Consider the following 11346-nt stretch of genomic DNA (forward strand, 5'->3'; position numbering starts at 1 on the left):
TGATCTGTTTGACAAAAGCGGAGAAGAAAAAGGAGAGAGGCGCAAGGCAGAGCTTTCTGCAAGGGGCGTTAATCCTGACAGCCGGCATGGCTGTTGTGAAAGTGATCGGGGCACTGTTCAAAATCCCGCTGAAGTATGCCATAGGGGAATATGGCATGGGGCTTTTCAATGTGGCTTATAATTTTTACGGTCCTATCTTCAGCCTGGCTACGGCAGGTTTCCCCATCGCCATTGCCAGAATGGTATCGGAAGACAGCACGTTGGGCCGCTGGAACGACGTACGGCAGGTCAAACGGGTTTCCCTGCCGGCTTTCCTTTTGGCTGGCCTGCTTGGCATGGTGCTGATAACCCTGGCAGCGCCTGATTATTGTGAAAAAATTGTTGGAAACCAAAATGCGCTTCTGCCCATGCTCGCTCTGGCCCCGGCAATTTTATTCGCCTGTGTTGGAGCGGTTTTCCGTGGGCATTATGAGGGGCTGCGCAACATGATTCCCACAGCAGTGTCGGAAATTGTAGAGGCGGTGGCTAAGCTTTTGATTGGACTCTCCGCCGCCTGCGCGGTGGTCTCCGCGTGTACGGAGGAGTATGCGGCCAATGGAACTGTCTTTGCAGTACATCCGGCTTCACCGGACGAAGCCGTTTTTCTTACCCTGGCCTTTGCCGCCGCCGCTGCCGTCTTGGGCGTGACCTGCGGGTCGATTTTTTCCCTGTTCTATCTGGCACTGCGTTATCGTTTCCGGGGTGACGGCATCACTGCCCGGATGTACCGGGAAGCGCCGCCGGCCAGAGGGAAAAGGGAAACGATGAAAAAACTTGTCGCCACCACGCTTCCCATTGCTGTGGGGTCTATTGCGATGAATGTGGCTGGGCTGATCGACGCTACATTTCTTCAGAACCGGATTGGCCACATTATGGAAACGGCGCCGCAGGCCCTGCTCGCCTGTTACAAGGGACAGATTCCAGAAATTTATTTGGATTCTCCATCCTCTGTCTCCACGTTTCTTTACGGATGTTACACGCTGGCGCTCACCATCTATCTGCTGGTTCCTGCTATTACACAGGCCTTTGGCGTCAGCGCTCTGCCCAGCGTGACGGAAGCGTGGACCCGGGGCAACAAAAAGGAAATCAAGTCCAGTATGGAATCTGTAATCCGGGTGACTGCACTTTTCTGTTTTCCTGCTGGGTTGGGGATCAGCGCCCTGGCGGAACCCATTGTACAGGTTTTATATGGAAAGGGGCAGTCCAGTTCCATCATAGCAGGCGCGTTGTTCCTGTTGGGGCTGGCGTCTTTGGCAGCCGCGCTGAGCACGCCGCTTTCCAGTATGCTTCAGGCGGTAGGAAGGATGGATCTTCCGGTAAAGCTGTTGTTTGCGGCTATGGGTATTAAGATTGCTGTAAATTTCTGGCTTTGCGGGATTCCGGAAATCAATATTGCAGGCGCCGGGGTCGGCACGCTCTGCTGTTATCTGTTTCTGGTAGTATCGCAGCTTTGGTGCCTACAAAAGGTAACGGGGGTCAAAATTTCTGCAGGGTTGTTGCTGAGACCGCTGGCTTCAGCCGGCGTCTGCGCATGCGGCGCATACTTTATCTATGAGCTTTTCAGCAGACAATTTGTCCTGAACAGTTTTGGGGAGGCTGCTGCTCTGGCTGCAGGAATAGCCGTAGGAGCAGTCGTTTATGTGATAAGTTTGGGCCTTTTGCATGCAGTTGACAGGAACGACGTATTGATGCTTCCGAAAGGACAAAAAATTGCAAAAATGCTTGAAAAACGTGGATGGATATGATATTATTGCAAATGTTATAGACTTTCCGGGGAAAGATAAGGAAAGTCATAGTGAATTCGCGGCCGGTATTGTAGAATTGGGAATGCCGCATAAAAATTTTTGGAGGTTTCTTTACGATGAACAAATCTGAATTGATCGCTGATGTCGCGACTAAAGCTGAAATTACTAAGAAGGATGCAGACGCTGCTGTTAATGCTGTGATTGAGGCTATTACGGAGTCTCTGAAGAAGGGTGATAAGGTTCAGCTCGTTGGTTTTGGTACCTTTGAGGTTCGTGAGCGCGGCGCCCGCACTGGCCGTGACCCCAGAACCAATCAGGAAATCAAGATTCCTGCCTCCAAGGCACCTGCTTTTAAAGCCGGCAAGGCTCTGAAGGATACAGTGAACGGAAAGTAATTTGTCAGCGTATGTTTTGCAGGTCCGGTGCAGTTTCCGGACCTGCATTTTTATATGGCTAGTACCAAAGCAGGTGTGGAAAACCTGTAAGCCGGAGAAAGGAAGCTGGTTTTTTATGCGTCTTGATAAATATCTGAAAGTGTCCCGGATTATTAAACGCAGGACTGTGGCCAATGAGGCCTGTGACGCCGGGCGCGTTTTTGTGAACGGAAAGCAGGCCAGAGCCTCTTATGACGTCAAAGAAGGGGACATTCTGGAACTCAAACTGGGTGAGCGTACCATAAAAGCGGAAATCCTTCAGGTTTCTGAAGTGGTCAAGAAGGAGCAGGCGGCGGATCTGTATCGTATGATAGAAGAATAATTTGAGTGGCGGCGGCATATCCATTTCTTGATAAAAGTAAAGGGGAATGCATATGCCGGAACTGCAAAGAACCATTAAAAAACATAGCCTTACCATAGACGGCAGGGAAAAATTGACGGCTACGGGAATTAAGCGGGTGGATTTTTTCAGCGACGAGCTGATCACCGCCCAGACCGACCTGGGACAATTGAATATCAAGGGAGAGGCCCTGCACATTGAAACATTGAATTCCGAGACAGGCGATATGCTGGTGTCTGGGAAGGTGGCAGCTGTTTCCTATACGGAAAGCAACCCGGCAATGTCCTTTTTCGGCAGGCTGTTTAAATGAGCGATTGGGCGCTGCGTTGTGTGTTTCTTTGCCTTGCTGTGGGAGCTGTTCTGGGAGGCTTGTTTCTGATTTTCAAGCTTCTCCGGATTCTGTTGGGGCTGGGAAAAGTGGGGACTGCGGTTCTGGATATGATTTTCTGCGCAGTCTGTTCGGCTGTGGTCTTTCTCTGCGCGCTTGCGGTTGATAAGGGGCGGCTGCGCTTCTTTCAGGCCGGGTTGCATTTGTTGGGAGCTTTTAGTGTGATTTTGGCGCTGGATCCCTTCGTTTCTGGAACGGCGGCGGGAATCCGAAAGGCAGCTGACCGGGCCCTTTTCTTTCTGAAAAAGCATCTAAAGCTGCCTTTTTTCAGAAAGAAGAAGAGAAAGCCAGGAAAGAAGCGGCAAGTGAAGCAAAAAAAGGCGGGGAAAACAAAAAAAGGTCTTGAAAAACTTATGTAGACTATTATATAATATAGTAACATAAGTGGACTGTTTCATTTGGCCATTGGATTATGGGGGTGGCTCCAATGCACGAGATAAAAATAGACCGTTATAAAGGGAGCTGGATCCTAAAATTTGCAGTGCTCTGTTTTGCCGCTTTTTTTCTTTTTTCATTGGTGAATCAGCAGATGCAGATTCATGACAAGCAGAATACTCTGGATGCACTGCAGTCACAGTTAAAAACACAGCAGATCAAAAACGAGGAACTGAAAAATTCGCTGGAAAAGGATGAGGATTTGGCGGACTATGCGGAAAAGGTCGCCCGCCGGGATCTCGATTATGCCAAGCCGGGCGAACGGGTCTTTGTGGATGTCGGTGGAAGCGACTGATCTGTTAATTTACGTTCGGCACAGCCGAGGAGGAAATTTCTTTTTATGCAGCTTGAGGTAGGAGAGATCTATGAGGGAAAGGTGACAGGGATCACCAAATTCGGCGCGTTTGTCAGCTTTGAGGGCGGTCAGACAGGAATGGTACATATTTCTGAGGTTGCGCCCACTTTTGTCAATGAAATTAAAGATTTTGTGACAGAGGGGCAGTCAGTGAAGGTAAAGGTGCTGGCGATAAGTCCTGAGGGAAAGATCAGCCTGTCTATGAAGAAGGCGCTTCCTGAAGACCAACAGCGCAGACCGGAGCGCCGTTCGGACGGCCCCCGGCGCGATAACCGTTCCCGCCCGCCCAGACAGCCTCGGCCTGCTCCGCAGCCGGGTCCTGCTCGTCCTGGGGATTTTGAGTGGCAGAGCAAGAAGAATGACAGCGGCAGTTTTGAGGATATGATGTCCCGCTTCAAGCAGACCAGTGATGAAAAAATTTCTGACCTGAAACGTGGTAACGACACCCGTCGTGGTTATTCACGTCGGGGACAGCAGAAATAAAGGAAGAGTTGATGAGAGCAACGGTCAGGCCCCGCTGATTTTGGGCCTGTCTCGGGGCTCTTTTTCTGTTTCCGAAGCTGAAGAGAAAAAGGAAAGCAGCTTTAGTTTTGCATTGGGCAATTTAAAGAAAAGAAAGGAAATACATATGAGGACAATTCAGGCCTGCCAAATTACAGAGGCAGTGAAAAATTTGTGTGTGGAGGCAAACCGCGAACTGCCGCCTGATTTGGAACGGCTTGTGCGCGAACAGGTGGGTCAGGAGACGGCGGAGACAGCGGGCGCTGTTCTGTGCGACCTCTGCAGAAATTTGGATGCGGCGCGTGACATGAAAATTCCGATATGTCAGGATACAGGCATGGCCGTTGTTTTTGCAGAAGTAGGCCAGGAAGTGTATATTGAGGGAAATTTTGAGGAAGCGGTCAACCTTGGCGTAAGCCGGGGATATGTGGAAGGACTGCTTCGCTGTTCTGTAGTGAGCGACCCCTTACGGCGAGTGAACAGCGGCGATAATACGCCCGCCGTGCTCCACACCCGCCTGGTACCGGGAGACAAAATCAGCCTTATCGTTGCTCCCAAAGGATTTGGAAGTGAAAATATGAGCAGTATCCGCATGCTGACTCCGGCGGCAACGGAGGAGGATTTGATAGCTTATGCGGTCGATACGGTCAGGACGGCAGGCGGGAATCCTTGTCCGCCCGTTGTATTGGGAGTTGGGATCGGCGGAGATTTTGAACTTTGTGCGTATCTTGCAAAAAAAGCCCTTTGCCGCAGCGTATTGGTGAGACATCCAGATCCGTTTTATGCGCGTCTGGAAGAAAAAATGCTGGAAGCCGTCAATCGTACGGGTGTCGGCCCACAGGGGTTTGGCGGAGATACGACGGCGCTCGCTGTGAATATAGAAACCTTTGCCACTCATATTGCAGGACTGCCGGTAGCTATCAATGTGGGTTGCCATGTCACGCGGCACAAAAGAACTATAATTTAAAACGTCTTATTGATTTATTTTAGGCATTGTGTTAAAATGTAGATACGGAGACGGAAGGTGTTCTTCCGGTAGTCCGGAAGAGCTGAAAGTTCCCGGAAATCTGACGAAAGGAAGTGTTTGCCCATATAAGCTTTAAGGCTTGGGCGGACGGGTGTAAACCATGAAGATTACTATTGTCGGAAGAAAAGTCAATTTGAGGGACAATTTTAAGGAGCTTGCGGAGAAGAAGCTTTCAAAATTTGATAGGATTTTCGATGAAGATGCGGAGGCGACCGTCACGGTTACTGTGGAACGGAATCGCCAGACGGTTGAAATAACAATCAAACAGCGTGGGATGATTTACAGGGCGGAAGAGACAACCCAGGAAATGAACGAAGCGTTGGATCATGTGGTGGCGGCTCTGGGAAAGCAGATTCGCAGGAATAAGACAAAACTGGAGCGCACGAAAAAGATGCAGCCTGTGGAGTTGACGGACACCTATTATGATGAGCCGGATGAAGAGTACCAGTTGGTCAGGACAAAGAGGTTTTTCGTCAAGGTGATGACGCCGGAGGAGGCTATTTTACAGATGAATTTGCTGGGACATGAGTTTTTTATGTTCCGGGATGATGTCAGCGGCGAGATCAATGTAGTATACCGGAGAAAAGATGGGGATTATGGCCTGCTGGTTCCAGATATAAAGGCGTAACGAAACGGGGCGGAGGAGATCCTTCACAAGGATCTCCTCCGTTTTTTCGTGCTTTTTTCCATCAGATGTGGTACACTGAAAAAACTGAGAAGAGAGAGTTTCAATTGCGGTATCAGCAATTGAAAGGTCGGGGCTAAAATGCTGTCTCAGTTTGAAAAAGAGAGGTGTTTGGTATGATGAAAGAAAATATGACGTTTTGTGCGCCCTGTCTGTTGGGTGTTGAAGGCTTGGTGGCTGAAGAGCTTCGCGATATGGGATGTGAAAATGTTCGGGCTGAAAACGGACGGGTCTTGTTCGAAGGGGATTATGCGACGCTTGTCCGTGCCAATCTCAATTCCCGGTATTCGGAGCGCATCCTGATTCTGTTGAAAAGCTTCCGGGCGACTACCTTTGAACAGCTGTTTGAAGGTGTGAAGTCTATCCCCTGGGAGAATTTTCTGCATCAGGAGGACGAGTTTCCCGTTTCCGGAAGCAGTCTTTCCAGCAAGCTTTACAGTGTTCCTGATTGCCAGGCAATCATAAAGAAAGCGGTAGTAGAGCGCCTGAAAACAAAATACCATGTCTCCTGGTTCCAAGAGACGGGGCCCCTGCACAGGATCCGCTTCCGGCTGCTGAAGGATGAAGCCAGCGTTATGCTGGATACCAGCGGCGAGGGGCTTCATAAGCGGGGATACCGGCGGAACTCAGCGGAAGCTCCCATCAAGGAGACGCTGGCAGCTTGCCTGGTCAAACTGGCGAGAGTGAGACCGGACGGCAATTTCATTGATCCCTTCTGTGGGTCCGGCACTCTGCTGATTGAAGCGGCAATGCTTGCCATGAACATGGCGCCCGGGGCTAACCGGGCATTTCAGGCGGAGCGTTGGTTGGATGCACAGCCAAAGGTATGGCAGGCTGAAAGAGAACGGGCTGTTTCTTTGGCAAAAACTGATGTGGCGTTTCGTGCTGTCGGATATGATATCGACCCGGCCGCTGTTTCGCTGTCTTTGGAGAACGCTAAAAAAGCGGGTGTCATTGCCCATGTTCGGGCAGAGGTTCGGGATGTCCGCCAGTTTTCGGAGGAGGGACCCTTCGGATGCGTTGTCTGCAATCCGCCTTATGGAGAGAGGCTGCTGGACCTGCGGGAGGCAGAAAAGCTCTACAAGGTCATGGGAGAACGGTTTGAACGCAGAAAAGGCTGGAGCTATAGCGTCATTACGCCGGATGAGGAGTTTGAGAACATGTTCGGCAGAAAGGCGGACAAACGCCGGAAACTTTATAACGGCATGATCAAATGCCAATACTACCAATATTTTAAGTGAGGAAGAAAAGATGGGGATCATGAAGCTTTTGCAGAGTCCGATGGAAACGGAACGGCTGCTGCTGCGGAAATGGCGGTTGTCCGATTTTGATGATTTTGTGCGGCTTGTTTCTGATCCTGAGGTTATGCTGGCCTCAGGCGCAAAGCCTGCCGCCAACCTGGAAGAGGCAGAGAGAGATTTCCACCGGGCAATGAGGGACAGCGGCTGTTATGCCATTGTCCTGAAGGAGACCATGCACGCAGTGGGGAAAATCAAATTTCAGAAGGATATTCGCCGTTATAAAGTCAATTCCCTTTCTGTCGGTTATGAGCTTTCCAAAGAATATTGGGGCAGAGGATTGATGCCAGAAGCTCTGCAGGCAATGATCCGCTGTGCCTTCGAAAAAAAGAAGCTGGATGTGCTGGCCATCAGCCATTTTACCGTGAACGAACGTTCCAGGAGGGTAATTGAAAAATGCGGGTTCCGGCATGAGGGGACAATCCTTCGTGCGTTTCAGCGTTTTGACGGACAGATTTTCGACGATGAGTCCTATTCCATCCTGAAGGAAGAATATTTCAACAGAAAAGAAAAGCAGCTTGGCAGCGGGCAATGGCCTGCACGCAGTACGCCGGCTGAATGAAAATAGGGGTTATAAACGAGCCTGCCGCCTGGGAAAACGACCCGGGCGGCAGGCTCGTTTTGTGATACCAGTGGCAGATATTGCTATTTTTTGTCGAATTTACGGGTGATATAATAAAAAAGAAGGGGGAAATACCATGCGTGTGTTTTTGGCGGATGATGAGGATTTGGAACTGTTCGGGATCGAGAAAATGCTTTCAGACATGCCGTTGGAGCTTGAAATATGCGGGACGGCGCGAAATGGAGAGGAAGGGCTCCGCCGGATTTTGGAACTCTGCCCCGATGTAGTGATTTCTGATGTAAAAATGCCGAAGCTGGACGGCGTCGCCATGACAAGGCGGCTGAGGGAACAGGGGTTTTCCGGAGAGATCGTTTTTATTTCGGGATATCAGGATTTTTCCTGTGCGCGGGAGGCGGTAAGCCTGGGGGCCAGGGAGTATCTGCTCAAGCCGGTGAACAGAATGGAGTTGGAACGGCTGCTTTCCCTGCTGGCCGGAGAGGAGCTTCCGGTCAAGTCCCCGGCTGAACGGGAATTTCTGCCGGGCGCGGACATGCAGCGGGAAGTTGTGAGGAGGCTGCTTTCAGGAGACTGGCAGGAGGAGGATGGGCTGTTAAAGAAAGCGGCGGGGGCGGGACTCTATTTGGAGTCCGGAGAATATGCGGTTATGGCTGCGGACTGCGGCAGGATACCAGAGCAAGGTCTGGAAATTGCAGAACACCTGCGCAGCCGCTATGGATGCTCCTCCGGCGTCTTGACGGAGGAGGGGATCTTGACGCTGATTTTCTGTTTTTCTTCCATCCTCAAAGAGGAGGCGGTAATGGCACACCTCATTGACTGTGGGGAGGAACTATTGCGGGAGTTGCAGCTGGCCTGTGAGGGGGAGTACTGCGTAGGCTTCAGCGAGTTGAGTTCTTCACCCTTGCAGATGGGAGCCCTGCTCCTACAGGCCAGCAGCGCCCTGCAGGAGTGCTTTCACATGGGATACGGAAAGGTATTCTTTTTTGAGGAAGCCGTTGCGGAAAAGGAGGAAAACGACCTGTCCATCTATGCAGATGAGGTGATTTCGGTGCTGGCTGCGGGGGACAGGGAAAAGGTGCGGGAATTTTCCGACCGGGTGTTCAATGCCTTTGGAAAGCGCCAGTCCCGGGAAAGCATTCTGGGTACCGCTATCGAGATCATCGCCTCTGCCGTAATGGCGGTCAGAAAGCGGGTGGCTCCGGCTGCAAGCGGGATTTCCACCCATGCGGAATACACCAGGCTGCTCCAGCTGAAGACCAAGGAGGAAATCAAAGCACATCTCGAGGGCGTTCTGAACACGCTGATGGATCTGGCTTTCGCTCAGAAGAGCAACTCCAGCAAGTCGGCCGCTGAGCAGATTAAGGAGATCGTGGACAGGGAATATCAAAAGGATCTGTCTGTGGAGGAGATCGCGGAACGCATCCATTTTTCCCCTTCCTATACCCGCAGGGTCTTTAAAAACAAGATGGGAGTCACTATTCTGGACTATCTACAGTCAGTGAGGATGGAGAAGGCCCGTGGGTACCTTCTGTCCCCCGAGTATAAGGTGTATGAGATTGGCAATTTAGTAGGATACGAAAATCCCTCCTATTTCAACCTGGTTTTTCGGAAGTATTACGGTGTAGCGCCCGGCGCCTTCCGGGAGCAGTATTGGGGGAGCAAAAAATGAAAGGAATACCTGCGTTCGATAGACTGAAGCTGCGGGGGAAGATGATCCTCATCTATTTTCTGGCGGTGTTCCTGCCTATTGCGTTGATCGGCGGAATGCTGATTCTCCGGACCCAAAGCATGGAAAGGGAGAAATTGGAACGCGATATATTCTCTCAGTTCCAACGGATTTCCCGGGAAATGGAAAATTTATTTGAATCTTACGAGCTTCTAGTTAACACGCTGGGTCAAGACCGGAATATTTCGGAGCTGCTGGCTGGATCCTATGACGCGCCGATTGACGCCCAGGAAATCTATCTCTCTGTCTATTCAAAATACCTGGAAACACTATACGTCTATCCGGATGTCAAGCAGCTGACCTATTACAGCGGCAATCCCACCTTGATTTCTGCGCCGCCATTTTTTGTGAATTTGGAGGAGTATCTGAAAGGCACATCGGAGGAGGAACGGATTGCGGGTATGGGAGCTACAGGACTTTGGAGCGGCGTCCGGAAGCTGAAACGGAACACAGAATACTGGAATCCCGTCAACAGAAAGAACGAGACGGGGGAGCCGGCGATTGCCTACAGCAAGTTTGTAGGAAGCGCTGCAAACGAATATGCCCGGAAGCATCTCCTGACTGTGACGGTTTCGGCGGAAGTGCTTTCCCATGTGCTTTCTACGGTGGATCCCCTCTATGGAGCGTCGCTTTACGACCTGAATGGGGATCCGGTTCTTTCTGCAGCAGGAAAAATGGAAAACGCTGCGGATCAGCCGGATAACGAATTGGTCCGGCTGGGAGAGGACTACCGGATACAGACAGTGCTCGGAAATGGATGGAGGCTTTCCTTCTCCTGCCCGGTCAGGGAAGCTTCTGCCGGGGCAAGACAGCTGCTTTTTCTCAGTGCGGCCTTTCTGGCTGTCACCGCCCTGCTTTCTCTTCTGCTGATTCTGTTGTTTACTCATTCTATCACCAGGCGAACCGGTGCGTTGGCAGAGAAGATGGAACGGCTTCTGGGCGGCGAAGCAGAAATAGGGCCGGCAGAGAGCGGGGCGGATGAGATCGCTCAGATCGACCGGCATTTCACTTCCCTGGCTGCACGGCTTCAGGAGATGATCCGGCAGAAATATGTTCTGGAGCTGGAAAAGACAAAAGCCCGCTTGGATTCACTTCAGGCACAGATCAACCCGCACTTTCTGTACAACGCTCTCTCCACTATTTCCTGGCTCACGCTGGACCACAGCCGGGAATCTGTTCGGAGAAGCGTGGAGCTGCTGGCGCGCTTTTATCGTATTAACCTGAGCCGGGGCAAGGAGATTATCACTCTTGGCCAGGAGATGGAGGGAGTGGAGGCTTATCTGGAACTGCAGCAGCTGCGGTATGCGGGACGCATCCAGGTGCACTGCCAGGTTCCCGCTGAGCTGGAGGAAGCTGCGGTGCTCAAGCTGACCTTGCAGCCTTTGGTGGAAAACTGTATCCAGCACGGCATGGCAGGGGAGAAGGAAAAGCTTACCGTTGTGATTTCCGCTGCTGTGAAAGGGGACAGACTCTGCCTCACAGTGGAAGATGACGGTCTGGGGATCAACAATGTGCGGCTGCAGGCCCTGCTGCAGAGCGTCGTTCCGGAAGGAGAGGGGAATGGTATCGGCTGCCGTAACATCGACCAGCGGATCAAGCTGCATTTCGGCTCGGAATTCGGGCTTTCCCTCTGGTCCGAGGAGGGAAAGGGCACCAGGGCTCAGGTGGAGATTCCTTTCTGTTTTGTATCAGATTTTCAAAGAGATGATCGGAATTTTGGATAGAATTCCGGAAGATATCTCCCGTATAATGGTGACAAATAAACCGGAGGGAGACGGGAGCAGCCCGGCAGG

At 51.4% G+C, this 11346-nt stretch carries 13 protein-coding genes; all 13 read left to right on the forward strand.

Annotated elements, in window-relative coordinates:
* The first annotated feature begins 8 nt into the window (after positions 1 to 8).
* The 13 genes from BN3911_RS09660 (at position 9) to BN3911_RS09720 (ending at position 11277) form a co-directional block, all read left to right on the forward strand.
* Positions 9 to 1784, forward strand: a complete 1776-nt coding sequence (locus tag BN3911_RS09660) for a putative polysaccharide biosynthesis protein (protein ID WP_066867723.1) — start codon at positions 9 to 11, stop codon at positions 1782 to 1784.
* A 116-nt stretch (positions 1785 to 1900) separates the two neighbouring features.
* Positions 1901 to 2179 carry an HU family DNA-binding protein gene (locus BN3911_RS09665; protein ID WP_066864775.1) on the forward strand — a complete coding sequence of 93 codons (279 nt, stop codon included), beginning with the start codon at positions 1901 to 1903 and terminating at the stop codon, positions 2177 to 2179.
* Between the two features lie 115 nt (positions 2180 to 2294).
* Positions 2295 to 2540, forward strand: a complete 246-nt coding sequence (locus BN3911_RS09670) for an RNA-binding S4 domain-containing protein (RefSeq protein ID WP_066867726.1) — start codon at positions 2295 to 2297, stop codon at positions 2538 to 2540.
* A gap of 52 nt (positions 2541 to 2592) precedes the next feature.
* On the forward strand, positions 2593 to 2868 hold the full coding sequence (locus tag BN3911_RS09675) for a YabP/YqfC family sporulation protein (protein ID WP_066864778.1): 276 nt from the start codon (positions 2593 to 2595) through the stop codon (positions 2866 to 2868).
* Positions 2865 to 3305 carry a spore cortex biosynthesis protein YabQ gene (gene yabQ / locus BN3911_RS09680; RefSeq protein WP_066864781.1) on the forward strand — a complete coding sequence of 147 codons (441 nt, stop codon included), beginning with the start codon at positions 2865 to 2867 and terminating at the stop codon, positions 3303 to 3305. Before BN3911_RS09675 ends, yabQ begins: the two co-directional genes overlap by 4 nt.
* 68 nt (positions 3306 to 3373) lie before the next feature.
* Complete coding sequence (locus BN3911_RS09685; protein WP_066864784.1) at positions 3374 to 3676, forward strand: FtsB family cell division protein; 303 nt, start codon at positions 3374 to 3376, stop codon at positions 3674 to 3676.
* Positions 3677 to 3721: 45 nt separating this feature from the next.
* Positions 3722 to 4219, forward strand: coding sequence for a S1 RNA-binding domain-containing protein (locus BN3911_RS09690; protein WP_066864787.1), 498 nt, complete (start codon positions 3722 to 3724; stop codon positions 4217 to 4219).
* Between the two features lie 145 nt (positions 4220 to 4364).
* Positions 4365 to 5204, forward strand: a complete 840-nt coding sequence (locus BN3911_RS09695; protein ID WP_066867729.1) for a fumarate hydratase — start codon at positions 4365 to 4367, stop codon at positions 5202 to 5204.
* A gap of 160 nt (positions 5205 to 5364) precedes the next feature.
* Complete coding sequence (gene hpf, locus BN3911_RS09700) at positions 5365 to 5892, forward strand: ribosome hibernation-promoting factor, HPF/YfiA family (RefSeq protein WP_066864790.1); 528 nt, start codon at positions 5365 to 5367, stop codon at positions 5890 to 5892.
* A gap of 173 nt (positions 5893 to 6065) precedes the next feature.
* Complete coding sequence (locus BN3911_RS09705) at positions 6066 to 7190, forward strand: THUMP domain-containing class I SAM-dependent RNA methyltransferase (protein ID WP_338086365.1); 1125 nt, start codon at positions 6066 to 6068, stop codon at positions 7188 to 7190.
* A gap of 19 nt (positions 7191 to 7209) precedes the next feature.
* Positions 7210 to 7809, forward strand: coding sequence for a GNAT family N-acetyltransferase (locus tag BN3911_RS09710; protein WP_066864793.1), 600 nt, complete (start codon positions 7210 to 7212; stop codon positions 7807 to 7809).
* A gap of 136 nt (positions 7810 to 7945) precedes the next feature.
* The gene (locus tag BN3911_RS09715; protein ID WP_066864796.1) at positions 7946 to 9496 is read left to right on the forward strand and encodes a response regulator; all 1551 of its coding nucleotides are present in this window, start codon (positions 7946 to 7948) and stop codon (positions 9494 to 9496) included.
* On the forward strand, positions 9493 to 11277 hold the full coding sequence (locus BN3911_RS09720; RefSeq protein WP_082942222.1) for a sensor histidine kinase: 1785 nt from the start codon (positions 9493 to 9495) through the stop codon (positions 11275 to 11277). The genes BN3911_RS09715 and BN3911_RS09720 overlap by 4 nt, the downstream gene beginning before the upstream one ends.
* The last annotated feature ends 69 nt before the right edge of the window (positions 11278 to 11346 follow it).

The sequence above is a fragment of the Neglectibacter timonensis genome (assembly GCF_900048895.1).
In the GTDB taxonomy this organism is placed as follows: domain Bacteria; phylum Bacillota; class Clostridia; order Oscillospirales; family Acutalibacteraceae; genus Acutalibacter; species Acutalibacter timonensis.

What these genes read in the sequence shown, in the direction of transcription:
- BN3911_RS09665 (WP_066864775.1), top strand. Translation starts at nt 1,901, where the DNA reads ATGAACAAATCTGAATTGATCGCTGATGTCGCGACTAAAGCTGAAATT.
- BN3911_RS09690 (WP_066864787.1), top strand. Translation starts at nt 3,722, where the DNA reads ATGCAGCTTGAGGTAGGAGAGATCTATGAGGGAAAGGTGACAGGGATC.
- BN3911_RS09710 (WP_066864793.1), top strand. Translation starts at nt 7,210, where the DNA reads ATGAAGCTTTTGCAGAGTCCGATGGAAACGGAACGGCTGCTGCTGCGG.
- BN3911_RS09685 (WP_066864784.1), top strand. Translation starts at nt 3,374, where the DNA reads ATGCACGAGATAAAAATAGACCGTTATAAAGGGAGCTGGATCCTAAAA.
- hpf (WP_066864790.1), top strand. Translation starts at nt 5,365, where the DNA reads ATGAAGATTACTATTGTCGGAAGAAAAGTCAATTTGAGGGACAATTTT.
- BN3911_RS09695 (WP_066867729.1), top strand. Translation starts at nt 4,365, where the DNA reads ATGAGGACAATTCAGGCCTGCCAAATTACAGAGGCAGTGAAAAATTTG.
- yabQ (WP_066864781.1), top strand. Translation starts at nt 2,865, where the DNA reads ATGAGCGATTGGGCGCTGCGTTGTGTGTTTCTTTGCCTTGCTGTGGGA.
- BN3911_RS09705 (WP_338086365.1), top strand. Translation starts at nt 6,066, where the DNA reads ATGATGAAAGAAAATATGACGTTTTGTGCGCCCTGTCTGTTGGGTGTT.
- BN3911_RS09715 (WP_066864796.1), top strand. Translation starts at nt 7,946, where the DNA reads ATGCGTGTGTTTTTGGCGGATGATGAGGATTTGGAACTGTTCGGGATC.
- BN3911_RS09720 (WP_082942222.1), top strand. Translation starts at nt 9,493, where the DNA reads ATGAAAGGAATACCTGCGTTCGATAGACTGAAGCTGCGGGGGAAGATG.
- BN3911_RS09670 (WP_066867726.1), top strand. Translation starts at nt 2,295, where the DNA reads ATGCGTCTTGATAAATATCTGAAAGTGTCCCGGATTATTAAACGCAGG.
- BN3911_RS09675 (WP_066864778.1), top strand. Translation starts at nt 2,593, where the DNA reads ATGCCGGAACTGCAAAGAACCATTAAAAAACATAGCCTTACCATAGAC.